20 protein-coding genes and 4 pseudogenes are annotated in these 22606 nt (G+C 69.7%); 11 read left to right on the top strand and 13 right to left on the bottom strand.

What is annotated here, in order from left to right; translation table 11 throughout:
* Nucleotides 1-60: 60 nt before the first annotated feature.
* From ABFY07_RS07120 to hisD, 4 genes are all read right to left on the bottom strand, one after another.
* A complete protein-coding gene (locus ABFY07_RS07120) occupies nucleotides 61-1848 on the bottom strand; it encodes a thiamine pyrophosphate-binding protein (RefSeq protein WP_346173611.1) in 1788 nt (595 codons plus the stop codon).
* Nucleotides 1849-1884: 36 nt separating this feature from the next.
* The gene (locus tag ABFY07_RS07115; protein WP_346173610.1) at nucleotides 1885-2553 is read right to left on the bottom strand and encodes a ThuA domain-containing protein; all 669 of its coding nucleotides are present in this window, start codon (nucleotides 2551-2553) and stop codon (nucleotides 1885-1887) included.
* A complete protein-coding gene (locus tag ABFY07_RS07110) occupies nucleotides 2550-4160 on the bottom strand; it encodes an APC family permease (protein WP_346173609.1) in 1611 nt (536 codons plus the stop codon). Before ABFY07_RS07110 ends, ABFY07_RS07115 begins: the two co-directional genes overlap by 4 nt.
* 95 nt (nucleotides 4161-4255) lie before the next feature.
* Complete coding sequence (gene hisD / locus ABFY07_RS07105) at nucleotides 4256-5581, bottom strand: histidinol dehydrogenase (RefSeq protein ID WP_346173608.1); 1326 nt, start codon at nucleotides 5579-5581, stop codon at nucleotides 4256-4258.
* A 126-nt stretch (nucleotides 5582-5707) separates the two neighbouring features.
* Here hisD and ABFY07_RS07100 point away from each other — a divergent pair, with 126 nt between their 5' ends.
* Nucleotides 5708-7315: a PucR family transcriptional regulator gene (locus ABFY07_RS07100; RefSeq protein ID WP_346173607.1), complete on the top strand. Its 1608-nt coding sequence runs from the start codon at nucleotides 5708-5710 to the stop codon at nucleotides 7313-7315.
* 20 nt (nucleotides 7316-7335) lie between these two features.
* Here ABFY07_RS07100 and ABFY07_RS07095 read toward each other — a convergent pair whose 3' ends face one another.
* On the bottom strand, nucleotides 7336-8919 hold the full coding sequence (locus ABFY07_RS07095; protein WP_346173606.1) for a GMC oxidoreductase: 1584 nt from the start codon (nucleotides 8917-8919) through the stop codon (nucleotides 7336-7338).
* Nucleotides 8920-9115: 196 nt separating this feature from the next.
* Between ABFY07_RS07095 and ABFY07_RS07090 the strand changes: the two genes are divergently transcribed.
* On the top strand, nucleotides 9116-10696 hold the full coding sequence (locus ABFY07_RS07090) for a GMC family oxidoreductase (RefSeq protein WP_346173605.1): 1581 nt from the start codon (nucleotides 9116-9118) through the stop codon (nucleotides 10694-10696).
* 28 nt (nucleotides 10697-10724) lie between these two features.
* Here ABFY07_RS07090 and ABFY07_RS07085 read toward each other — a convergent pair whose 3' ends face one another.
* Nucleotides 10725-11486, bottom strand: a complete 762-nt coding sequence (locus tag ABFY07_RS07085; RefSeq protein ID WP_346173604.1) for a DeoR/GlpR family DNA-binding transcription regulator — start codon at nucleotides 11484-11486, stop codon at nucleotides 10725-10727.
* Nucleotides 11487-11576: 90 nt separating this feature from the next.
* On the opposite strand from ABFY07_RS07085, the gene ABFY07_RS07080 reads away from it, so the two are divergent.
* The 3 genes from ABFY07_RS07080 to ABFY07_RS07070 all read left to right on the top strand — a co-directional run bounded on the left by ABFY07_RS07080 (nucleotide 11577) and on the right by ABFY07_RS07070 (nucleotide 13517).
* Entirely contained in the window at nucleotides 11577-11780 is a 204-nt protein-coding gene (locus ABFY07_RS07080) for a hypothetical protein (protein WP_346173603.1), read from the top strand.
* A gap of 103 nt (nucleotides 11781-11883) precedes the next feature.
* Nucleotides 11884-12870, top strand: coding sequence for an LLM class flavin-dependent oxidoreductase (locus ABFY07_RS07075; RefSeq protein WP_346173602.1), 987 nt, complete (start codon nucleotides 11884-11886; stop codon nucleotides 12868-12870).
* 35 nt (nucleotides 12871-12905) lie between these two features.
* Nucleotides 12906-13517 carry an HAD family hydrolase gene (locus ABFY07_RS07070; RefSeq protein ID WP_346173601.1) on the top strand — a complete coding sequence of 204 codons (612 nt, stop codon included), beginning with the start codon at nucleotides 12906-12908 and terminating at the stop codon, nucleotides 13515-13517.
* Nucleotides 13518-13592: 75 nt separating this feature from the next.
* Here ABFY07_RS07070 and ABFY07_RS07065 read toward each other — a convergent pair.
* Nucleotides 13593-13966, bottom strand: a pseudogene (locus ABFY07_RS07065) (NF041680 family putative transposase); the annotation flags it as partial.
* A gap of 302 nt (nucleotides 13967-14268) precedes the next feature.
* On the opposite strand from ABFY07_RS07065, the gene ABFY07_RS07060 reads away from it, so the two are divergent.
* The 5 genes and pseudogenes from ABFY07_RS07060 to ABFY07_RS07040 all read left to right on the top strand — a co-directional run.
* Nucleotides 14269-14535: a GNAT family N-acetyltransferase gene (locus ABFY07_RS07060; RefSeq protein WP_346173600.1), complete on the top strand. Its 267-nt coding sequence runs from the start codon at nucleotides 14269-14271 to the stop codon at nucleotides 14533-14535.
* Between the two features lie 155 nt (nucleotides 14536-14690).
* Nucleotides 14691-15461 (top strand): annotated as a pseudogene (locus tag ABFY07_RS07055) (transposase); the annotation flags it as partial.
* Nucleotides 15457-15666 carry a helix-turn-helix domain-containing protein gene (locus ABFY07_RS07050; RefSeq protein WP_346173743.1) on the top strand — a complete coding sequence of 70 codons (210 nt, stop codon included), beginning with the start codon at nucleotides 15457-15459 and terminating at the stop codon, nucleotides 15664-15666. The pseudogene ABFY07_RS07055 and the gene ABFY07_RS07050, both read left to right, overlap by 5 nt.
* 81 nt (nucleotides 15667-15747) lie before the next feature.
* On the top strand, nucleotides 15748-16047 hold the full coding sequence (locus ABFY07_RS07045) for a beta-Ig-H3/fasciclin (protein ID WP_346173599.1): 300 nt from the start codon (nucleotides 15748-15750) through the stop codon (nucleotides 16045-16047).
* 218 nt (nucleotides 16048-16265) lie between these two features.
* Nucleotides 16266-16515: pseudogene (locus ABFY07_RS07040) on the top strand (site-specific integrase); the annotation flags it as partial.
* Between the two features lie 172 nt (nucleotides 16516-16687).
* Here ABFY07_RS07040 and ABFY07_RS07035 read toward each other — a convergent pair.
* From ABFY07_RS07035 to ABFY07_RS07020, 4 genes and pseudogenes are all read right to left on the bottom strand, one after another.
* A complete protein-coding gene (locus tag ABFY07_RS07035) occupies nucleotides 16688-17038 on the bottom strand; it encodes a hypothetical protein (protein WP_346173598.1) in 351 nt (116 codons plus the stop codon).
* Nucleotides 17035-17547, bottom strand: coding sequence for a DUF6232 family protein (locus ABFY07_RS07030; RefSeq protein ID WP_346173597.1), 513 nt, complete (start codon nucleotides 17545-17547; stop codon nucleotides 17035-17037). Before ABFY07_RS07030 ends, ABFY07_RS07035 begins: the two co-directional genes overlap by 4 nt.
* 202 nt (nucleotides 17548-17749) lie before the next feature.
* A pseudogene (locus ABFY07_RS07025) lies at nucleotides 17750-18528 on the bottom strand (Tn3 family transposase); the annotation flags it as partial.
* 359 nt (nucleotides 18529-18887) lie between these two features.
* A complete protein-coding gene (locus tag ABFY07_RS07020; RefSeq protein WP_346173596.1) occupies nucleotides 18888-19256 on the bottom strand; it encodes a DoxX family protein in 369 nt (122 codons plus the stop codon).
* A 95-nt stretch (nucleotides 19257-19351) separates the two neighbouring features.
* On the opposite strand from ABFY07_RS07020, the gene ABFY07_RS07015 reads away from it, so the two are divergent.
* Nucleotides 19352-20002 carry a TetR/AcrR family transcriptional regulator gene (locus ABFY07_RS07015; RefSeq protein ID WP_346173595.1) on the top strand — a complete coding sequence of 217 codons (651 nt, stop codon included), beginning with the start codon at nucleotides 19352-19354 and terminating at the stop codon, nucleotides 20000-20002.
* A 425-nt stretch (nucleotides 20003-20427) separates the two neighbouring features.
* On the opposite strand, the gene ABFY07_RS07005 is transcribed toward ABFY07_RS07015, so the two are convergent.
* Together ABFY07_RS07005 and ABFY07_RS07000 are read right to left on the bottom strand one after the other, a co-directional pair.
* Nucleotides 20428-21678 carry an amidohydrolase family protein gene (locus tag ABFY07_RS07005; protein ID WP_346173594.1) on the bottom strand — a complete coding sequence of 417 codons (1251 nt, stop codon included), beginning with the start codon at nucleotides 21676-21678 and terminating at the stop codon, nucleotides 20428-20430.
* Between the two features lie 189 nt (nucleotides 21679-21867).
* A complete protein-coding gene (locus ABFY07_RS07000) occupies nucleotides 21868-22311 on the bottom strand; it encodes an Rrf2 family transcriptional regulator (RefSeq protein ID WP_346173593.1) in 444 nt (147 codons plus the stop codon).
* Nucleotides 22312-22606: the final 295 nt, after the last annotated feature.

Below are 22606 nucleotides of genomic sequence, written 5' to 3'. Positions count from 1 at the left end.
GCCCGTGCGGCCAGGTCTCGGCTGCACGGGCGGTCGTTTGTCGGCGGGCGCGGGGCCGTCTCAGAGGTGCTGTTCGGTGGCGCGGGTGCGGTGGTACTCGTCCTGGCGTTCGTCGGTGATGTACGCCGGGATCGGGAAGTCCCACCAGCCGGGGACCCAGGGACCCGCGGCGTCGCGGTCCGTGGGGACCTCGATCACGGCGGGGGCCCCGGACTGGACCGCCTTGCGCAGGGTCGGCTCCAGGGACGCGGCGTCGTTGACCTTCCACGACTCGATCCCGAAGGCCCGGCCCATGGCCGCGAAGTCAGGGCTGTACGGCGAGCCGTCGGGGTACGAGAACTCGGTGCCGATGTGGCGCGAGGTCTGCTTGCGCTGGCCGCCTCGGATCGACATGTAGCCCGCGTTGTTCTGGACGACGAAGATCACCGGTGCGTCGGCGGTGACGCTGAGGGCGATCTCCTGGGCGGTCATGAGGAAGTCGCCGTCGCCGAGGACGCACACCACGGGGCTGTCGGGCCGGGCCAGCTTGGCGCCGACGGCGGCGGGGACGGCCCAGCCCATGGACGAGAAGCCGCCGGAGGTGAGGTGGGTGCGCGGGGAGTACACGGGGAAGGTCTGCTTGACCGCCCCCTGAGTGTTCCCCGAGCCGGCGACGATGATCGCGTCACGCGGCAGGACGGAGCGCAGGGCGCCGAGCGGGCGCTGGGAGGTGAACGGGAAGCGGTCGCTGTCGCGGCGGCCGGCGAGCTTCTCCTCCCAGTCCTGCTTGAGCCGGGCGAGTTCGGCGAGGTACTCGGAGCGGTCGACGCCCTGGGAGGGCAGGGAGTCGACGATGGCGGCCACGGCGCGCTGCGCGTCCGCGACGATGCCCACCTCGGCGGGGTAGTTCTTGCCGATCTCGTGGGGGTCGATGTCGATGTGGATGAGCTTCGCGGGCGGGATGGAGAAGCTGATGCCCTTGGCGTAGCTGGATGCGGACCAGTCGGTGAAGCGGCAGCCGACCGAGATGACGACGTCGGCGGAGCTGGCGATCGCGTTGCCGGTCATTGTGCCGGTCTGGCCGACGCTGCCGGCGAACAGCTCGTGGTCCTCGGGGAAGGCACTCTTGCCGTTCCACGTGGTGACGACCGGGATCTGCCACCGCTCGGCGAGCGCGAGGACCTGGTCGGACGCCTCGGAGGTGATCGCACCGCCGCCGACCACGATGACCGGCCGAGTGGCCGCGCGCAGCACGTCGACCGCACGCTCCACGGCTTCCGGGTCGGGGTGCTGGCGGCCGACGGGGATGCGCCGTTCGAGGTCGTGGAGTTCCACGTTCGCGGCCTCGGCCTGTACATCCATGGGGACTTCGAGGTGCACCGGGCCCGGGCGGCCGGTCAGCATGGAGTTGAAACAGCGGTGCAGGACGAAGGGGAGCTCCTCGACCCGGGTGACGACCCAGTGCCGCTTGCTGACGGCTTCGGCCACCTTGGGGAAGTCGTTGGCCGTGTAGCGGTCGAGTTCCTGGAGCAGTCCGTGGCCGCGCATGTGGGTCGGCGGGCCGCCCGTGACGACGAGGACACTGGTGGAGTCCGTGAACGCGGTGCCCATGCCGATGACGGTGTTGCTGGCGCCGGCGCCGATGGAGGTCACCGCGGCCTGCGGGCGGCCGGTGGCGCGGTAGTAACCGTCCGCGAGGTGGACGGCGCTCTGCTCGTGGAAGGTCTGTATGAAGGGGATCCTGGATTCGTCGTCGAGGAACGCGTCGGTCAGTGACCAGATGCCGTGGCCGGGGATGCCGGCGACGACGTCGACCCCGTAGTTGCGCAGCGTCCGCGCGACGATCTGGCCTCCGGTGAGGACAGGCATGGTGTGCTCCCGATCAAGCTCGGTTCGGATGGGGGATCAGGCGTTCCGACGGGCGGCCCAGGCGAAGCCCTGGGTGCACAGGCGGGTGACGTCCGGGTTCTGGAGGTCGTCGAGGTCGTGTCCGACCGCGCTGTAGAAGACGCGGCCCTGTCCCCAGGTGCGGGTCCAGGCCTGCGGGACGGTCCGGTCCTGCAGCCAGGGCAGGTGCTCGCCGGTGAAGGTGGTCTCCGCCAGGACGTGGTTGTTGGGGTCGACGGACATGTAGTACTGCTCGGAGGCGACCCGGAAGCTTTTCACGCCGTCGGTGATCGGGTGGCCGGTGTCCGTGACGGTGACCTGGTAGGGGTACTTCACGCCTTCGCCCGCGGGGTGTTCGAGAAAGCTGCCGCCGATCAGCCAGTGGTACTTCAGGCTCATCCGGAACGCGGCGGCGGCGCCGTGCCAGGCGGCGATCCCGGTGCCGGCCTCCACCGCCCCCAGCAGACTCGACTCCTGGGCGGCGGTCAGCCCCTCGGACAGCAGGGCGTTGTTCCAGTTGAGCGCGATGAGGTCGTAGCCGGTGAGGTCGGCGTCGAGCGCGAAGATGTCGTTGGCCTCGTCGACGTCGAAGCCCAGGTCCCTGAAGATCGGCAGGGCCCATTCCTGGGCGACCTGGTAGGGCTTGTGCCCCGGCCAGCCTCCGTACAGGTACAGGACGCGGGTCATGCGGTTTTCCCTCCGGTCGTGGATGCGAGGGCAGCGGCGCGGGCGCGCAGTTGCTCGGCGATCTCCAGGGCGTCGCCTTCCGGCGCGGTGGACTTGCGCTCCGGCTTCGCGGCCAGCAAGTAGACGAGACCCACGGCCGAGACGACGAGGAAGCCGATCAGCGCGATCCACCGGTCCAGGAGCGGGGTTCCGGCGTCGCCGGCGGGCCAGGCCAGCAGAACCATTCCCAGGATGCCGTAGGCCAGGGCCGCCACGTTGACCACGAGTCCCCAGCGGCCGAGGGTCCAGGCTCCGGCAGGACGCCAGCCCTTCAGGCGCATCCGCAGCGCAGCGAGTACGACCATCAGGAAGGCCGCGTATCCGGCCAGCACCTGGAAGGCCACGATCTTGGTAAGCGAATCGGGCGAGTAGAACACGAACACGAAGATCACCAGCGGAACGACGTTCACGGCCAGCAGTGCGTTCAGGGGGACACGGTGCTTGCGGGAGATCCGCGAGAAGACCCGGGAGCCCGGGAACATGTCGTCGCGGGCGAAGGAGAAGACGATCCGGCTCGCGGCGGCCTGCTGGCTCATGACGCCCGCGATGAAGGACGTGATGGTGACCATGAGCACCGCCTTCGTACCCACGGTGCCGACCGAGCTCTGCAGGATCGACGGGATCGGGTTGGCGTCCTTGCCCGAGAGGATCGAGGGCAGGTCGGGGGCGGCGAGCGCGTAGCCGACGAACGCGAAGAGCGCGGCCGCTCCGCCGACCGCCACGGTCAGCTGCATGGCGCGGGGGATGCTGCGGGAGGGGTTGGGGACCTCTTCGGCGATCTCGCCGCATGCCTCGAAGCCGTAGAAGAGGAACAGCCCGACGAGTGAGGCGGCGATGAAGGCCATGAAGTAGTTGTCGTGGTTGGAGCTGCTGGTCTCGAAGAAGATCGAGAAGGAGTTGTGCCGCTCGAAGATCAGCAGGTACAGGCCCACGAGAACGATGCCGATCAGTTCCGCGGCGAGCCCGATCTTGGAGATCAGGGCCAGTGTCCTGGTGCCGAAGCAGTTGCAGACCAGACAGACGACGGTCATGCCGATCGCGATCCAAAGGCGCTCGGCGGGGGTGGAGGTGATGCCCGGCTCGTCAGCGGTACCGGTGAAGAGGCTGGCCACGAAGTCCGAGCTGAACAGCGCGGTACTGGTGATGCCGATGGTGATGCAGCAGATGTAGGTCCACGCGTTGAACCAGGCGTAGCGCCCGTTCCAGAGCCTTCGGACCCACTGGTAGAGCCCGCCGGCGAGCGGGAACTGCGAGACGACCTCCCCGAAGACCAGAGCGACGAGGAACTGTCCCGCTCCGACAATGGCTATCCAGAAGATGGACGGCCCGCCGGCGGTCGCCAGACCGACCGCGAAGAGGGACACGACGCCCACGAGGGGCGAGAGGTACACGAAGCCGAAGGCGAAGTTCGCCCACAGGCTGACCTTGCGGTCGAAGCGCTGCTCGTAGCCCAGCGCGGCGAGCAGTTCCGCGTCCTCGGCCGAGGAGACAAGGCCTGGGGTCCCGCCCGAGGGAGGGACGCGGTTGGATCTGGGCGCCGTGGGCGCCTCGTTCTCTGTTGCTGACATGACGATCTCCGTGGGTCGAGGGGGAGGTGCTCCTTGGCGAACGGATGCCGCGCCGCGCCTGCGGTCCGGCGTAAGCCCTGGTCCGTCATCGCGGGTCAGGCCTGGTCGAAGGCGTAATCGGCCCAGCCCAGCGGGGCCGATCCGAAGCGTGCGGCGCGGACGTCTCCCGAGCGCGCGTGTCCCTCGAAGTTCTCGATACGGGATGCCCTGCCGCAGATCTCACCGAGCCGGGCACTGGCCCCGGCGTCCCTGATCTCCTGGTAGGTCACCGTCTTGAGGTACTTGCCGACCCAGAGGCCGCCGGTGTAGCGGGCCGCCCCCAGAGTGGGAAGTACGTGATTGGTGCCGATGACTTTGTCGCCGTATGCGACACATGTCTTGTCGCCAAGGAAGAGGGCGCCGTAATTGCGCATTCGGTGCAGGGCCTCGCGGGGCTCGGCAGTGAGGATCTGGACGTGCTCACTGGCGTACTGGTCGGCGAGTTCGTAGGCAGTGGTGAGGGTGGGAACCACGATCACCTCGCCGTGGTCGCGCCACGCTCGCCCGGCGACGTCTCCGGTGGGCAGGTCGGGCAGCAGCCTGTCCACCCAGGCGATGGTCCGCGTGCCCACCTCCTCGGACGTCGTGATGAGGACCGTCGGGGAGTCGGGTCCGTGCTCGGCCTGGGACAGCAGGTCCGTCGCCACCACGAACGGGTCCGCGGTGTCGTCCGCGACGATCAGCACCTCCGTCGGTCCGGCGAAGAGGTCGATCCCGACCTCGCCGAACAGCTGGCGCTTGGCCTCCGCCACATAGGCGTTGCCGGGGCCGGCGAGCATGTCGACCGCGTCGATCGTCTCGGTGCCCAGCGCCAGGGCGGCCACGGCCTGGACACCGCCCATGACGTAGATCTCGTCGGCCCCGGCCAGGTGCATCGCGGCGATGCTGACGGGCGGCGGGGCGCCTCGGTCCGGCGGCGTCGTCGCGGCGACCCGTTCGACGCCCGCGACCTTGGCCGTCAGGACGGTCATGTGGGCCGACGCGGTGAGGGGGTAGCGGCCGCCGGGGACGTAGGCGCCGGCCGCGCCGATGGGGATGTTGCGCTGCCCCAGGAACACTCCGGGCAGTGTCTCCACCTCGAAGTCGGTGAGCGAGTCCCGCTGCGCCTGGGCGAAGCCGCGGACCTGCTGCTGGACGAACCGCAGATCATCGAGGACCGTCTCCGGGACGGAGGAGACGACGGAGGCGAGCTGGTCGGGACCGAGCCGGTAGGACTTTGGGCTCCAGTTGTCGAACTTCTGCGACCAGCGGCGCACGGCGGCGTCGCCGTGGGTCCGTACGTCGGCGATCACGTCCGCGACGGTCTCGACGATTTCCGGACGGCTGGTCCGTGCCGTCTTCACGGCGGCCGGAGCCTTGATGGTCTTGTGTTGTGCTGACACTCTGCACTCCTTGCAGGGGTCGTGCCTGCGGGCTTGACCTGAAGTCTGGGGAAACAAGGAGTGGGATGGCAGGCACAGGGTGTGCAATATTGGCCGTGGATCCTGCACACACCGAGGTAGTGGATCATGGCTGAAGTGCTGACGGTTCGCGCTGCCCTGGAGCTCGAGGTGTTCACGCGCACCAGCGTGCGGGTGTACGCCGGAGACAGGAATCTCAACCGTCCTGTGCGCTGGGTGCACACCGGTGAGATCCCGGACATCTATCGCTTTCTCACGGGTCAGGAGATGCTGCTGACCGCTGGCCTCGGCATGGGCGCGACAGCGCTCGAGCAGCGGGCTTTCATCCGGCGGCTCGCGGACGCCCACGCGGCCGTCCTCGTCGTCGAACTGGCCGGGCGCATGTTCGACTCCATGCCGGAGGCCGTGATCGAGGAGGCCGAGGCGGTCGGCCTGCCCCTGGTAGGACTCGCCGACGAGATCCCCTTCGTCGAGACCTCGGCCCAGGTCCACGAGGTCCTGGTCGGGATGCGCGTCAAGCAGCTGATCGCCGAGGAGGCCACCAGCCAGGCGTTCATGGACCTGCTGCTGGCGGACGAGGACTACGTCGGAGTGGTCAGGGAACTGGCCCGCCGCACCGGGCACCCTGTGGTGCTGGAGAACGTCGCTCATCAGATGCTGGCGTACGGGGGCGCGACGCCGGAGGCCGACCAGGTCGTGGACCAGTGGAGTGCGCACTCGCGGGCGATCCACGAACGCCACCCCTCGCTCTCGGCGCAGGACCCCGGGGTCCCCACCGCCCCGGCGGCCTCGTTCCGCGAGGTCGCGCCATGCGCCCGCCAGGCCGTGGTGCTCCGGGGCGAGTCATGGGGCTGGCTGCACCTTCTGCACGGCGGACAGCGGCCGAGCCCGCCCGAACTGCGCACGCTGGAGCGGGCCGCCGCGGCCGTGGCGATCTCGCTGCTGAGCGAGCGGGAGAGCGGGGCCCGCGCCTCCCAGCGTCAGACGGCACTGCTCAACCGGCTTCTGCTCGGCGACATCACGGGAGAGCGGTTCGTGATTCTCGGCCTGGCGCTCGGCCAGGACCTGCGCGGACGGGACCTGATCGTCGTCACGGCCTGGGCGGGCGACGAGGAGCCCACCAAGGACCACCTCCTCGCCCGTCTGCTGCAGGAGGCCGGCTGGCCCGCCGTCGTGGGCGACACCGGGGACTTCGACGTGGCGGTCGTGGGCCTGCCCACCCGTGCCGACGCCACCCGCGTGCGGACCCTGCTGGCCGATCACGGGATACGGGGTGGCATCAGCCGGATCGTGGAGCCGGCGGTCCTGCCGCTGGCGCTGTCCCAGAGCCGCAGCGCGGCGTCCGTCGCGGCCGCGGCCTCGACCGCGGAGGTGCGTCATTTCGACGATCTGGGCGCGCTGCGCCTCCTCGTCGCGCTCTCCGAAGGGCCCGAGCTCAGACGGTACGTCGAGGATGAACTCGGTCCGCTCCTCGAGCACGACGCCCTGGTGAAGAACCCCCTGTTGCCCACCCTGCGCACCTTCCTCGACTGCGGTGGCAACAAGGCCCGGGCGGCGGAGGAGCTCTTCATCCAGCGACGCACGCTCTACCACCGCCTCGACAAGCTCTCCGAGATCCTCGGCCTCGACCTCACACAGGTCAGCAACCAGCAGCGGCTGCTACTGGCCGTACGCGGACACGATCTGCTGCGCAAGCCGACGCTGCGGCGGACCTGACCGCCCTCACCGCCACGACGTCAGCCCTTCGTCGCCCTGGCGAGGAACGGGGCGATGCGCAGGGCGTTCGCCCCGATCGTCAACGCCGGGTTGAGCGCCGCGGAGGACGGGAAGAAGGACGAGTCGGTCACCCAGAGATTGTCGACGTCATGGCTGCGGCAGAGGGGATCGAGCACGCTCTCCGCCGGGTCGTGACCCGCCACGGCCGTTCCGCACATGTGGGAGTTGGTCTCGATCCCCATGCGCTGGGTGAAGATCAGCGGATAGCCGGCCTTGCGGACCGCCCGGGTCACCCGGCGCACGAGTTCGTGGTGGGGCGCGAGGTTGGTCGGCGTCCAGTCGATGAGGATGCGGTCCCCGTCCACGCGGACCCGATTGTCCCGGGACGGGAGGTCCTCGGTGGTCAGGTAGATGTCGAGGCTTCTGGCCGCCATGAACTTCAGGGCCCAGGTCGGTGCCCACGGGCGCGCGGGCTTGAGCATGGGGGCCTGCAGCTTGCCCAGCATCTGGAGGTTCCCGAGCGGGAAGCGCGTTCCCGGTCCGGCTTCGTAGAAGTCGTTCAGGCCGAGTGTCTTCTGCCACTTCGTGGGGTTGGTCCGCAGCGGGTTGACCCCGACGAAGAACGTGCTGTTGTGGACCATGTAGTTGCGGCCCAGCAGTCCGGACGAGTTGGCGAGCCCCTGAGGGTGCGCGTCGTCGGCCGAACGCAGCAGCAGCGCGGCCGAGTTGACGGCACCTCCGGCGAGGGCGAAGGTTTTGGCGTTGACACGGATGATCCGGCCCGCGTGCCGTGCCTCGGCGGCGACGACCTTCCGGCCGTCGGGCGAGGTGATCAGCCGGGTGACCTCCGCACCCGTGAGGATCCTGACGCCGTCGCGCAGCGCGGGGAGAAGGAGCCGGTTCTCGGCGTCGGACTTCATGCCCGTCTCGTCCGGACAGCCGTCGGCGGTCGTCACGGCGGCGCGGTCGGCCTGCGTGCTGATATTCAGGGCGTTCGGTGTGTGGAACGGGTGCAGGCCCTGCCTGCGCAGCGACCGGGCGAACCGCTCGATCTCCGGTTCGTGCTGGAGCGCAGGATAGGGGTAGGGCTTGGAGCGCGGCGGCTCGGTCGGGTCCTCGCCGGTCTGCCCGTGCACCTGGAGCAGCTGCTCCATGGCGGTGTAGAAGGGCTCCAGGTCGTCGTAAGCGAAGGGCCAGGCGCGCGAGACACCCTCGTGGTGTTGCACCTCGGTGAAGTCGCTGCGCCGGAAACGGGGCAGCATGGCGCCGTAGAAACGGGTGTTCCCGCCCACCCAGTAATAGACACCCGGCGCGAACGGCTTGCCGGTGCTGCCGTCGTACCAATAGCCCGCGTTCTTGTAACGGCCCTTGATATACATCTCGACCGGCTGCGAGTTCTCGGGTTCACGTGGAAGGAAGTGGCCCCGTTCCACGACGAGTACGTCGAGACCGGAGTCCTTCAGCGCCCAGGCCAGCGAGGACCCGCCCATGCCGGAGCCGATGATCAGGACATCAGTGCTGATCTCCTCGGCGGTACCGACTGAGACGAGGGCGTCGGGCCGAAGCTCCGGAGGCGTGTAATTCTGACGGACCGGGTCGGACATGAGTCGGGATCCCCTCTTCGCCGCAATAGTTCCAAGAGAGCCTAAGCAGCGGCATGGATACAGAACATGCACGGAATGGGTAACGACTGGCGCCATAAGCGCTCACTTCGTGCATGTGCTGGGCATGCCCGACGTCCCTAGCCTCTCCAGGAACGACACGTGCCGACCAGGGCGACCAGAGTTCCACGGAGGCGAAATGGACAGGGAATCGTACGACTACGTCGTCGTCGGGGCCGGATCGGCCGGCTGCGCGGTGGCGGCCCGGCTGTCCGAGGATCCGGATGTCACGGTCGCGCTGATCGAGGCAGGACCGCCGGCCCGGGGCCGCCTCTTCGAGATCCCCGCGCTCTTCTCGCAGCAGATGAAGACAGCGTTTGACTGGGACTTCGAGACGGAACCCGAGCCGCGGCTCGCGGGGCGCCGCGCCTACCTGCCCCGCGGCCGCGCGATCGGCGGCACCAGCTCGATGAACACCATGCTGTACGTGCGCGGGCACCGCTACGACTACGACACGTGGGAGCGGCTCGGCAACCCGGGCTGGGGGTACGACGACGTCCTGCCGTTCTTCAAGAAGTCCGAGGACAACGAGCGCGGGGCCGACGACTTTCACGGCGTCGGCGGCCCCCTCACCGTCAGCAACCCCCGCTCCGTCCACCCGCTGCTGACGGCATGGGTCGAGGCGGCTCAGGATGCGGGGTACAAGCACAACCCGGACTTCAACGGGGCTGAGCAGGAGGGCGTGGGCTACCACCAGGTCACGCAGCGTAATGGCCTGAGGTGCAGCAGCGCGATCGCGTTCCTGGAGCCGGCCGCGGGTCGTCCGAACCTCACCGTGCTTCCCTCGACGACCGCCCTGCGCCTGAGCTTCGACGGCCCGCGGGCCGCCGGCCTGGAGGTCGACCACCTCGGAACCGTCCGGACGATCCATGTCGACCGTGAGATCGTGCTGTCCCTCGGGGCCTACAACTCGCCCCACCTGCTTCTCCAGTCCGGTGTCGGGCCGGCCGACGAACTCTCCGCGGGCGGGATCACCCCCCTGCACGATCTGCCGGACGTCGGCAGGAACATGCAGGACCACACCGGGTGCTTCATCAGCTTCTTCAGCGACACCGAGCCGCTCCTGGGACCGGACACCTCCGCGCAGGAACAGCTGCTGCGCCGGCAGGGCACCGGCCCGATGGCCTGGAACGAGACCGGCGGCTTCTTCAGCTCCAGCGACGACGTCCCTGCCCCGGACATCCAGGTCCACGCCGCGCTGGGGATCGTCCGCGACGAGGGTCTCGCCGCGCCTCTCGAGCCCGGAATGTCGTTCGGGCCGTACGTCGCACGGCCCGCGAGCCGTGGCTGGGTGCGGCTGCGGCACTCCCACCCGTACGCCAAGCCGCGCATCTTCCACAACTACCTCGACGACCCCGACGACCGGCGGCGGCTGCGGGAGGGCGTCCGTCTGTGCATGCGCATCGCCCGTGAACAGCGGTTGACGGCCCTGCTGCAGTCGGACCTGCGCGGTGCCGCTGACGCCGGACTCGCCCCGCTGTCGGACAGCGACCAGGACATCGACGACTTCATCCGCACGCAGTCGTTCTCCTTCTACCACCCGTCGGGCACCTGCATGATGGGCAAGGTCGTCGACCACGAACTCCGGGTGCGCGGGCTGGAGAACGTCCGCGTGGCGGACACGTCGATCATGCCGACCCTCGTCACCGGGAACACCAACGCCCCCGCCATCATGATTGGCGAGAGGGCCGCCTCGTTCATACGGACGTCGGCAGGGTGAACCCTTCTGAGCGAGCCGTGCCGGTCTCTCACACGGTCCGGACGACGGTTCCGCCGGCTTCGAGTGCGGTGACCTCGTCGGCGGCCGCGGAGGCGTCGGTGACGAGAGTGTGCACGAGGGCGGCGGGGCCGACGTAGGCGTAGGCGGTGTGGCCGAGCTTGCTGCCGTCGGCGGCGGCGATGACACGGCGGGCGGAGGCGATGCCCGCCTTCTTCACCGCGGCGTCGTCGAGGTCGTAGGCGGTCAGGCCGTCGGCCGCGGTCAGCCCGCAGCAGCCGACGACGGCGGTGTCGAAGCGCAGTGCGGCCAGGGAGGCGAGGGTGAGGGGGCCGGTGAGGGCCCCCTCGGCGACGCGGGGCTGGCCGCCGGGCACGACCAGGGTGGCCGGGCCAGGAGTCTCGGCGAGCAGGTGGATGGCCTGCAGGGACAGGGGCATCACGGTGACGGGCCGCTCGCGCAGGAGCCGGGCCACCTCCAGACAGGTGGTGCCGCTGTCCAGCAGGACGGTCTCGCCGTCGGCGACGAGTGCGGAGACGGCGGCGGCGATCCGGTGTTTGGCGTCGACCGCCTCGCGGGCGCGCAGCGCGAACGGGGGCTCCTCGCCCCGGAGCAACAAGGTGCGCGCACCGCCGCGGACGCGTTCGAGGACGCCCTGGGCGGCGAGGGTGTCGAGGTCGCGCCGGATGGTCATCTCCGAGGCGCCGGTCAGCTCCGCGAGTTCCTGGACCGTGGCACCCCCGGAGTCCCTGACGACCTTCGCGATCAGCCCGTGCCGGTCTGCGTTGCTCATACCGCGATTGAACACCACCGTGAAATGAACAACAAATCTGTTTGTTTGCGCAGTCTTCAAACGCTCGAAATGTTCGTTACGCTGGTCAGCGTGGAACGTTCCCTGCGAGCCGCCCGCGTGGCGATCTCTGTCTGCTTCTTCCTGTACGGCACCTTGCCGGGGACGTGGGTGGTGCGCACCGGACCCGGCCTCATCCGCCAGGCGGAGACGGAGACAACGGCCGACCGCACCCGCCGGCCCGAGACGGCCGCCAACCACCCCCGCCAGTGTGAGATGGCGGCCCGCAACCACTGACCGCTTGTGCGGCACGGTCCGCGACAACCGTGCCGCACCACCTCGCCTCTCCCCGCTCACCAGGGCCGGGAGGAAAGCCCTCAGCCGACCGAAGGAGCCCCCGATGTCCGAGTCCCTCGCCCTGCCCGCCCGTGGCCGGGTCGGTGTCATGCTGCCCCGCGATCTCCCCGTCGGCGATGTACTGCCCTTCGCCCGGCGTGCCGAGGAACTGGGGTTCGACCAGGTCTGGGTAGTGGAGGACCTCGGCTGGCGCGGCGGTGTCGCCCAGGCCGCCACCGTCCTGGCCACCACCACGAACCTCACCGTCGGGATCGGCATCATGCCCGCCGGCGCCCGCAACGTGGGCTTCGCCGCGATGGAACTGGCCACCCTCGCCCAGCTCCACCCCGGCCGGCTCATCGCGGGCGTCGGCCATGGCATGCCCGGCTGGATGCGGCAGGCCGGATCCTGGCCCGCCAGCCCCCTGACGCTGATCAAGGAGTACGCGAGAGCGCTGCGACTGCTCATCGCGGGTGAGCCTGGCCCGGCGAACGGCCGGTACGTGCGCTGCGAAGGCGTCGTCCTCACCGAGATCCCGGACACCGTGCCCCCGGTCGTCCTGGGCGTCCGCGGCCCCAAGTCGCAGGAAGCCGCGGGTGAGGTCGCCGACGGGCTCCTCTTGGCCGAGCCCGCCGCACCCGCTTACATCACCGCCTCCCTGCGCAACCTGGGCGCCTCCGCGAGCCCTCGGGAGATCGTCGTCTACGACGCCGCGGCCGTCGACGACGACGAGGAAGCCGCCCTGGCCCGCGTCCGCGCCGTCCTGGAGTCGGTCGGCGAACCGGAGTGGGCCGCGCACATCGCGCCCCTGTCCTTCGCCGAGGAACTGCGCACACACCGCGCCGCCAGCCCCGACGCCGGGCACTTCGCCCGGACGATGCCCGCCGCCTGGGTCCGCGAGCTGAGCATCGCCGGCACCCCCGCCCAGGTCCGCGCGGCGATCGACGCCCGCCATGCGGCCGGCGCGACCAGCGTCGTGCTCGCCCCGGCAGGCCCCGACACCCTGGCCGCCCTCAACTCCCTCGCCCGCGCCCTGCCCGACCGGCACTGAACCCGACGCCCCGAGAGCCAAGGGAACCGACCCTCATGACCCCCGACCGCCGCCGCATCGTGCTCTTCGACCTCTTCGGGGTCATCACCCGCCACCAGCGCCCGGGCGCGCTGGAGAAGATGGCCGCCCGCTGCCACACCTCCCTCGACGCCTTCACCACCGCCTACTGGACCCATCGCCCGCCCTACGACGCCGGCCGGCACACCGCGTCCACGTACTGGACCGACGTACTGCACGCGCTGTCCCGCCCCGCCGACGCCGGCACGATCGAGGAGCTGCGGCTCACCGACATCGACAGCTGGTCCCGCGTCGACGACCGCATGGTCGCCTACGTGCGGACCCTGCGGGACCGCGCCCGGGTCGCCCTGCTGTCCAACATCCCGGCGGACCACGCGGACGCCTTCCTCGCCGCCCAGTCCTGGCTGCACGACCTCGACCACGTGGCGTTCTCCGGGAAGATCGGTGCGGCCAAGCCCGACCCGGCCGGCTTCCAGCACTGCGTCGTCGTCCTGCGCGCCGCACCCGCCGACTTCCTCTTCGTCGACGATCGCGAGGAGAACGTCCGCGCGGCGCGGGCCATCGGCATGAACGGGCACGTCTTCGACGGCCGGGACGACCTCGCAGCCGCCGTCGACGCGTGGCTGTGAACCCGAGGAGCGGCGCTCCCCGACGCTCCCCGACAGGACGGAGACTCCTTCGTCTTCCTCAAGGCGATGGAGGGAGGCGGCTGTCGGACGGATGTTGCTGAACCCCCGCCGGACTCGGGCTGGGGTGAGCCGGTCCGGCGGGGCCGGCTTCTCCCAGGGGTGTCTTAAGTCCTGGACCAGCGGGCGGGCGAGTCGGAGCTGGTGTGGGCGGCGACGACGAGCCGGGTCCACCGGTCGGCGGCCTCGGGGCTGCGGAGCCTGGGGGCAGTCCAGCCCAGGGTCTGCTTCATCATCCGGAAGGTGTGCTCGACGTCGAACCGTCGCAGGAACGCCTGCCGGCAACGGTCGACGTCGGCCGCGGCCGCACCGGTCTTGGCCCACCACAGCCAGACCCGCTTCGGCTCGGCGCCGGACGGCAGGTAGGACACCTCCAGCCGGAGCACGGTGCCCACTGGCGGCGGCGTCCAGAATCGCTGTCCACGACGTCCTCCCGGGCTCCAGCGCGGCAACGCAGCCCCGGTCGTCCACCCGATGCACTTCACTGCCTGGTCGCATCCCTTGACGACCGGACGGTGTCCGTCGAGGGCGGCCCGTGTTTCGTCTTCCCGGACCGTCTCGCCGTCCCAGACCCAGCCCCGCTGCCGATCATCGTCTCCACCGCCGACGGCCGGCGCACCCCCCCACACCTGATCCGGCCGGACAACTGGCAGCCCGACGAGTGGAACGAACTGATCAACGGGCGCATGGGTGAGTGGACCATGGGGTCCACGAACGAGAGCCGGTGTCGATCTGCTTCACCCCCGCGTCGAACGCCACCGCCGCAGAGGCGGGCATCTGGACCCGCCCCGACTTCCGCGGCAAGCGCCTCGCACCGACCGTCGTAGCCGCCTGGTCCCAGCGTGAGCACCGCAACAAGACCGTGCTCTTCTACAGCACCACCGCAGACAACCACGCTTCCCAATCCGTCGCCCGCGCACTCGGCCTCACCCCACTGGGCTGGATCTGGACCGCACGTTAAAAGACGAGCTCAGCTTGACGATTAACGTCCCGGTCCGAAATCGGACTCGAACTTGGTCGCTCACCTGGGCATTCGCCGGACGGTGCGGTGGACCCGGCCTGATCCCGTGCTCCGACCAAGGATGCGCGTGATCAGACCGGGGCCATGAGACGAGTGTGCTGCAACAGCCGGATGCGCGTGAGGCGTTCGCGACGCCGTCACGCTTCCGCGCGGAGTTCTACGAGTGCCTGAGCGGACGGGGAGATGCGCTGTTCGAGCTGGTGGACGCATTGCTGTGCGCGGACGGCCCGGTGAAGACGCTGGTGGACCTGGCGCTGGCGCCCGAACCCCGCCGCGGTCACGGATCTCTCCATGGTGCGCTGAACCATGGCCGCATTGAGGTGGACCGGCTGCGCCGGACTCCAGCGAGCCTGGTGCTGCCGAAGGCAGCGGACGACCGACTCGTCCTGGCCGTGGACGTCTCCCCATGGCTGCGGCCGGATGCCGCCACCTGCCCGGACCGCTCGTTCTGCCACACCTACGGCCGCGGCGACGCCAGGCACCAGATGCTTCCAGGCCGGCCGTACTCAGTCGTAGCGGCTCTGGAGACCGGCCGCACCTCCTGGACCGCTGTCCTGGACGCCATCCGGCTCCAGCCCGGAGCAGACCTCGCCGCCGTCACCGCCGCCCAGATCCGCGACGTCGTCGAACGGCTCGTCGCCGCCGGCCAGTGGACCGACGGCGACCCCGACATCCTGGTCGTACTGGACGCCGGATACGACGCTCCGCGCATCGCCCACCTGCTCAGTGGCCTGCCGATCGGAGTGCTGGGCCGGATGCGATCCGACCGCGTCCTGCGCCGCCCGACAACGTCACGGGTCTACGACCCCAAGGGCGGTCGACCGCCCGAACACGGCGGCGAGTTCGTCACCGGCCGCCTGGATACGCCACCGCCGTCTGGAACGCTGCCGCCTCGACCTGGTTGATCCCCTCCTGAACGCCCGCCCGATCCAGGCCATCGCCGAACTCTGGGGCTTCCACAACCCCCACTTCAGCCGCCTCTTCAGCGCCACCTACGGGATCCCTCCGCGGGACTACAGACACCTCCCGCCCAAGGCGTGCGCGAATCGGCAACCACCCTGCGCGGAATGACAAGGCCGAGTGCCATCGCTCTCGGGCATCCTGAGGGCCGAAGCCCTGACCTCAGGAATCGGATCGATCAGGAGGGACTACATGAACATCCGACGTGCACTCACCGTCGGCGCGGCCACCGCCGCGCTCGCCGGTGGATTCGCTGCCAGCCCGGCACAGGCAGCAGGGGGGACCGCGCCCGCCTGCGTCACCCGCAGCGTCAGCGGCACCATCGAGGGCTTCTACGTCTACCTCGAGAACACCTGCCGCAACACGATGCGGGTCCAGGTCATCGTCAACCTGGCGCCCGACAGCCGCTGCTACACCCTCGCGCCCGGGGACTGGGACGTCTACACCTACGAGGGCATCACCGGGACCTACGACAGGACCGCGGTCTGCTGAATGGTCTCGGAGATACCTTGGTGCTTCCGCCCAAGATCGATCCGTGATGCGTGAGATGTGATCGGGACGATCACGACGGAGTCGGCGGCGGAGCCGGTGGGGTGACCGGGTCGGAAAAGTGCCGGGGGGAGAAAAACCGAAGCTGGGCACGGGGCTGTCCTGGTGCCGCGCAAAAAGAACGGGCGACAAGGGCGGTTGGGTCGCCCCGGACGCGGCTTATGAATCGACTCGGCTACGCCTGGCATGGGGAGGGCCCGCGGCCTGTTGGCGGCGGGCCCTCGGCCGTGCAGCTGTCCGCCGGGAAGGCGTTGACCGTCCGTACAGCGGCGGACGTGTTCCTCGATTCGCTCGACAACCCGCACACCCTCCGCTCGTACGGCATCGGCGTTCGGCAAGACCGCCGAACGCCTCGGCGAGGCCCGCCCGCTCGCCACGGTCGCGGACGACGAGATCGGCGAGACTCTCGAACCCTCGGCGCGGAGGCGATCGCCGAGGCCACGAGTCTGCTCGCGCCGGGGGACAGCAGACGGTGAGGCTCTACAGGCCGGGGACGCCGTGGGAACTCGGCCGCTGTCTCAAGGCCCGGGTTCGCTGCTTTGCCTACGGCGTAGGCCATGACCGTATCCACCAGGGCAGGGCGTCAGCCCACCAGCGCGAGCAGCCGCCCCAGCGCCTCCACGACGGGCCTGCCCACCTCGCCCACGGTCGCCGCGATCTGTGAGACGGACGCCAGGATCACGCCGCGCTCACGGAGGGCGGCCCGGTCGGGGGTGAGCGCGGGCAGCGCGTTCTCCAGGGTCTGGGCCTGGTCCGGGGTGAGCTCCGGGCGCAGGTCCTTGAGGAGGCGGGTGAGGTCTGTCACGGCGGCCTGCAGCTCGGTGTCCTGAGCGGTGCCGTCGTTGTGGACGACGGTGCCGTGGTTGATCCCCGTGTTTCCCCTGCCGCCGTTCATGTTGACGATGGAACCGAAGTTGTTCGATGTGTCGCTCATAGTCTGATCCCCGTGTTTCCCCTGCCGCCGTTCATGTGGACGACGGAACCGAAGTTGTTCGTGGTGTTGTACTGCTCAAGGACGGCGAAGAACTCGTATTCCGGGTGGTCGATCGCGTACACGATCTGCCCGGCGACCGCCCGCAGTTCATCCATGGTCGGCCGGGTCAAAACCACCCTGGAACCGCTGTTCAGCTCGACGACCAGCACCGGCTTCCTCGACCGGAGCAGGACGGCGCAGACAACGACCAGGTTGAACAGGGTCAGGACGCTCGGGACAGGGCCGCTGACCCCGCCGCCCCCGTCCGTGGAGTCGAGTTGGGCGGAGACCAAGAAGGTGAAGACCACCAACGGCAGGAAGTAGACGCCGGCCTTGCCCCAGTCGGGCTTCGACTTGAACACTTCGACCCAGCTGATATTGCGCACCGGAACCGCCGCCCAACCCACCCACATGATCTGCCGCTGGACCCGGAGTTCCAGCGGCTTTCCCTTGCGGGGAGGCGGCGGCATCTGAGGAGGCGGCTGAGACGGGGGCCGGGGCGGAATCTGTGGCGGAAGCCCGTGAGGTGTCCCGGGAGGTGGTACGCCGATGCCGCCTGTGTGATCCATGGTCCCCCCGTGCTGCTGTCACAACCATCCGCGCAGTGCGTGGTGCGGGAGCATCATTAAGCCTGTGTGGGGTCGTGGGACGGCAGACGAGATACGGCCAATGTCATCGTCGCTCGTCGCCGGCAACGTCCGGGTCCCGCAGCGGCCGCAGACCGCCGGGCAACTCGGGAAGTTGGAACGAGTACCGGCCCAGCATGTGGATGTGGTGCCGCACGAACGGGGAGAGGCGGGCGACGCCCTCGTCGTGGACGTCGAAGCCGTCCGCCCGCAGCTGGTTGACCGCGGCGTCCACGTACCGGGTGTTGAACAGCACGAGCGCGTCGAGGACCAGGCCGAGGGCGCCGATCTGGTCCTCCATGCCGTCCACGGAGGCCACCGGACCGCCGCCCCAGACTTGCACGAGCGGGATGGACGCCTGGGCATCGATCAGGGTGGCATGCGCCGCCCGGTACTCGCGAGCCGTAGATAGGTCTGGTCGACGTGGGACAGACGGCCGTACTTCAGCGGGTCGGCAGCGCCGATGACGGGGGTGCGGCCGACGTTGCAGCCGTGCGCGACCAGCGGCGCGGCGACCGTCACATGCAGGTCCTTCAACCGCGCCTCGCCGCCGGTGACCGAGGTGAACGCGTGGTCGGCGCCGGTCCACGAGAACACCTCCAGCAGCGCCCCCGGCAGATCGACACGGGGCAGCATGGCCTCCACCGCCTTCCGCAGCTCGCGCAGGGAGGCCGGTTCGGGCTCAGGCTCCAGGGCGGCGTAGTGCAGCCGCCCGCCGTCGTCGAACACGATCTGAGAGTTGGCCGGCACCCGCCCGGCGACCTCGAGGTAGGTGCCGTCCAGCAGCGCGGCCCGCACGGCCAGGTGCTCACCCGCCTCGGCAGGCGGTGTGCGTGGCGGTGGCGCCGGGCGAGGGTGTCGGCGGGGGAGGGGTGGGCGGGATCGCCGACGCCCGGGGGGGGCGATCGTCTGGCGTGCCGGCCGGGCCGCCGGTCTCCGTTCTCTGGTCGTCGGACACGGTGAGGGTGTCTGGCGCGGGGTACGGCTCGCCGCCGGTGCGCAGGTGGCGGGAGCGGTTGCGCACCGCCGCCGCACGGCCCGGCGGCGTACTCACGTGGCCGGCCGGGCAGCTGCCCACCAGGCTGACTCTGTTGGCCGAACTCGGCCTTCGGGTGTTGCCGCTTATGCGGCCACTCCAGCGGACGTGACTCGGCCATCCCGGTGTCCTGAGGGGATGTGAGGGATCAGGGGAGGGAGCGAAGTGTTCCCCAGGCGGTCAGCGCAGCGATCAGGAGGACGGTGATGTTGCCGATGCCGTGGGGGTATTCACCTCGGGTGACGTGTACAACCGCGCCGCCGGCCATGATGACGGCGAGGCCGGCCGCGGCGGCTGGTGTGAGCGCCGGGGCGATGTTCGTGGCGCGGGGGAGGATGAGCCCCACCGCGCCGAGTACTTCCAGTGCTCCGATCGCTTTGATGGTCTCGGGGCGGAAGTCCTCGACCCACGGCATGAGTGGGATCAGGGCGTCCGGGGACATGGCCAGCTTCATCCCGCCGGCGGCGGTGAACAGTGCGGCGAGGAGGGCCTGGGCGACCCACAGAACGACGGGCACGGCACACTCGTTTCGTAAGTGAAGGGGACCCTGCGGTTTGTTGGGCTCAAGCTACCAGAAACCGCAGTACCACCTTCACTTGTAGAATCCAGGCCATGGGATCCGAGCAGGGCCGAAGGCTGCGCAGGGACGCCGAGGCCAACCGGCAGCGCATCATGGCGGCTGCCCGTACCGTGTTCGCCGAGCGGGGACTGGGCGCGCCCCTGGAGGACGTCGCGCGGCAGGCGGAAGTCAACATCGCCACGCTCTACCGGCGTTTCCCCGACCGGGAGGCCCTGATCGAGGCGGTGCTGACCGACCGCATGACCGACCTGGCCCGCCTCGCCGAGGAGGCGATGCTCAACCCCGACCCTTGGGAAGGCTTCAAGGGCTTCGTTGAGCGGATCTGCGCCATGCAGGCCGCCGACCGCGCCGTCACCGAGGCCTTTACCGCCTGCTTTCCCGACTCACCGGCCATGGAAGAGCCACGCTCCCGCGCCATAGAGGCCCTGGACGCCCTGATCCGCCGCGCGCAGCAACAACACCGCCTGCGCCCCGAGATCACCAGCAGTGACGTCATCCTGTTCCTGATGGCCAACACCGGTGTTCTGTCCTCCACCCGCCACGTCGCCCCCGGCGCCTGGCAGCGCCTGGTCGCCCTGCTGCTCGACTCCTGTCGCCCTGAGGTGTCGGCGTCGCCGCTGCCGCCCGTTCCCGGCCCCGAAGAGCTTCACGACGCGATGCTCGCGGCGCGGCCGCGTCGCTGATCGAAGCCCCTGCGAGCAGGCGCTTTCCGGGGCAGCTCCTGACCCGGGAGGAACCGCGGGCCTGGGAGACGCCGACCGCGGGGCGGTCCAGCCGTGGACGACGGGGCCGGCACCCGGATGTACAACGCAGGCGGCATGCCGGCCTCCGCTGGCCATCCTGCGTCCACAACGGGGCACCCTGCAGCGCCAGCCCGGGCGGCAACCCCTGACGGATCATGACGTGATGGGTCGTGTATATCAGCAGGGATGGCGGGACGGCCCGAACGGACACGCTCGATCAGCAGCCGCCTGCCGTGAACGGTCAGCCGGGCATTACGGTGGGACACGAGGACCTGCGTGTGGTGTGCGGTGTGTTCCTGGACAGCTCCACGGCACCGGAGGTCTAGGCCATGATCAAGCCCGGCCGGCGTTGACAAGGCTCGTGATCAGTGCACCTGGCGCCTGTCGATGACGAGTTCGCCGTTGAGGATCACCGTGCTGAGGTCGCGGAGGTTGCCGATGTCCGCTGTGGGGTCGGTGTTCAGTACGAGCAGGTCGGCGCGTCTGCCGGGGGCCACCGTGCCGAGGTCGGGGCGGACGCACTGCCGTGACGCGCCGCTGGTGCCTGCGGCCAGGACCTGGGTGGGTGTCATCCCGGCCGCCACCATGAGTCGGGCCTCTTCCAGAGTGTTGGCTCCGAACAGGCCCCGACCGCTGAAGGTGTCGCTGCCCAGCGCGATGTGCACGCCGGCGTCAGCGACCCTTTTGAGATTCCGACGGGCGTCCGGGTGGGCATCGTCGATCCACAGGGTGGGTGTGTAGGTGATGTCGTGTTCGAGCATCAGGTCGATGAGCGAGTGGTCGGTGAGGGGCTCGATGGTGACACCGTGCTCCAGGCCGTCCGCCCCGGCCTCGATCGCCTCGCGTGCCGCGGCTTGCTGGGTGGTGTGGACGGTCACCCGAAGGCCCCGGTCGTGTGCGGTCTCGATACCCGCCCGCAGGAGATCGAGGGGAAGCCGTTCCAACTCGACACCATCCGGGAAGGCGGGATTGCGCCAGAGGTACTTCGGCCCGCCAGAGTGTGCGCACGCGCCTTCCGACAGGAGTTTGATCGCGTCCACCTTGCGGTCAGCGAGGTGGTGCACCAGGTCGCGGATCTGCTGCACGCTGTCGACCTCTCCCGTGAAGCGTTCGCGCGCCCAGGGGTTGTCGCTGAAGACCGTGGCGGCGGGGTGCCCGTCGCGTCCGGTGATGCCGCAGCCGGTTGCCAGCAGTCGCGGGCCTGTCAGTGTGCCTGCGGCGATTCCGGCCCGCGTGTCCAGGATTCCGCCGGTCGGATCGCCCACCGACTTGATGGTGGTGATCCCGTGGTCGAGGAACAGCCCGAGTTTTTCGGGGAGCTCGTTCTCCTCGAAGGCCCGCATCGAGTCCGGATCGGAGACGGAGCGCACGTCGTAGACGTGGATATGAGTGTCGATCAGGCCCGGCATGACCCATCCTCCGGCCGCATCCACCTCCTGTCCGCCCCTGAGCGGCTCGGCCGAGACGGATGCGATCTCCTGGCCGTTGATGGCGACGTCGTAGAGACCGGCGAGCGTCTGGTGGCCGTCGAAGACATGTGCGCGCCTGACCACGAGGTCGTAGGTTGCCGGGCCGCGAGCCTCGGCGCTCGCGACTGCTTCGGATTCCTGAGGCATCGCTCTCCTCCTGGCGCGTAGGTGTTCGAGTCCTGGCGCGTAGGTGTTCGAGCCGTGGTGCACGCATCGTGCGGCCGCCGGCATCGGGAGCCGGGAGGGTTCGGACCCGCCCCCGGAACAAACTACAACTAAGTCAGTTACAGTTAAGTTGTGCGTCGGGGCGCAGGGCGTGCGTGCGCCACCGATGGATCAGTGATCCTTCACTTCGCTGTCGTAGGCCAGTATCCGCTGCAGCAGGCCGGCGATCGTCGTCCTGCCGAGCTGTTGCTCCAGAGCCCGCTCCGCGTTCTGGAACTCCGCGTCAAGCAGGTCGCCGATGTTGCGTCCGACCTCGCACGCCCCGCTGGGCGGACGGGTGTGCCGCGAGAAGATCCGGCCCCCCTCGACGGCGGCGTACGCGTCGTAGAGCGTGATGTCCCGCGGATTGCGGGCAAGGGACCAGCCGCCACCCCGGCCCTCGGTGGACCGCACCAGGTGGGCGTCTCGCAAGCGTCCGAGGATGCGCCGCACGAGGACTGGATTGCTGTCCAGGCTGTCCGCGATCTCCGCGGAAGTCAACGAGCCCCCACGCCGGTGCGCCAGCATCGCAAGCGCGTGGATCGCGACCGCGCTCCTGCTGCTGAGCCCCGCCAACTCCTGCTCCTGTCATCGCCTCATCGCCACCGATTAACTGGAACCAGACTAGTTGCAGTTAAAGCGATGGTCAATCGAGCTGTAGGGCCGGCCGCGTTCGGCAGGGCGGCAGTGCCCGCCAGGCACAGCCGCCCCGTTCCCAACCCGGCCCGCAGTGGCGGTGCATCGCGAGCCGTACGAATCCGCCCCGGCCGGGGATCCGCCGCCCGCCCGGCACCCACCGCTGGTGGGCCGCGTACCTCTGGTGCGCACCCACCCGGTGCGCACACCAGCCCTGCCGGCATGGCCCGCCTGC

The organism is Streptomyces sparsogenes subsp. cuspidosporus, from assembly GCF_039532705.1.
In the GTDB taxonomy this organism is placed as follows: domain Bacteria; phylum Actinomycetota; class Actinomycetes; order Streptomycetales; family Streptomycetaceae; genus Streptomyces; species Streptomyces sparsogenes.
Note: the sequence above shows the minus strand (reverse complement) of the source record. Positions and strands in the feature narration are given on the sequence as shown.

What these genes read in the sequence shown, in the direction of transcription:
- ABFY07_RS07120 (WP_346173611.1), bottom strand. Translation starts at nt 1,848, where the DNA reads ATGCCTGTCCTCACCGGAGGCCAGATCGTCGCGCGGACGCTGCGCAAC.
- ABFY07_RS07115 (WP_346173610.1), bottom strand. Translation starts at nt 2,553, where the DNA reads ATGACCCGCGTCCTGTACCTGTACGGAGGCTGGCCGGGGCACAAGCCC.
- ABFY07_RS07110 (WP_346173609.1), bottom strand. Translation starts at nt 4,160, where the DNA reads ATGTCAGCAACAGAGAACGAGGCGCCCACGGCGCCCAGATCCAACCGC.
- ABFY07_RS07100 (WP_346173607.1), top strand. Translation starts at nt 5,708, where the DNA reads ATGGCTGAAGTGCTGACGGTTCGCGCTGCCCTGGAGCTCGAGGTGTTC.
- ABFY07_RS07095 (WP_346173606.1), bottom strand. Translation starts at nt 8,919, where the DNA reads ATGTCCGACCCGGTCCGTCAGAATTACACGCCTCCGGAGCTTCGGCCC.
- ABFY07_RS07090 (WP_346173605.1), top strand. Translation starts at nt 9,116, where the DNA reads ATGGACAGGGAATCGTACGACTACGTCGTCGTCGGGGCCGGATCGGCC.
- ABFY07_RS07085 (WP_346173604.1), bottom strand. Translation starts at nt 11,486, where the DNA reads ATGAGCAACGCAGACCGGCACGGGCTGATCGCGAAGGTCGTCAGGGAC.
- ABFY07_RS07075 (WP_346173602.1), top strand. Translation starts at nt 11,884, where the DNA reads ATGTCCGAGTCCCTCGCCCTGCCCGCCCGTGGCCGGGTCGGTGTCATG.
- ABFY07_RS07070 (WP_346173601.1), top strand. Translation starts at nt 12,906, where the DNA reads ATGACCCCCGACCGCCGCCGCATCGTGCTCTTCGACCTCTTCGGGGTC.
- ABFY07_RS07045 (WP_346173599.1), top strand. Translation starts at nt 15,748, where the DNA reads ATGAACATCCGACGTGCACTCACCGTCGGCGCGGCCACCGCCGCGCTC.
- ABFY07_RS07035 (WP_346173598.1), bottom strand. Translation starts at nt 17,038, where the DNA reads ATGAGCGACACATCGAACAACTTCGGTTCCATCGTCAACATGAACGGC.
- ABFY07_RS07030 (WP_346173597.1), bottom strand. Translation starts at nt 17,547, where the DNA reads ATGCCGCCGCCTCCCCGCAAGGGAAAGCCGCTGGAACTCCGGGTCCAG.
- ABFY07_RS07015 (WP_346173595.1), top strand. Translation starts at nt 19,352, where the DNA reads ATGGGATCCGAGCAGGGCCGAAGGCTGCGCAGGGACGCCGAGGCCAAC.
- ABFY07_RS07005 (WP_346173594.1), bottom strand. Translation starts at nt 21,678, where the DNA reads ATGCCTCAGGAATCCGAAGCAGTCGCGAGCGCCGAGGCTCGCGGCCCG.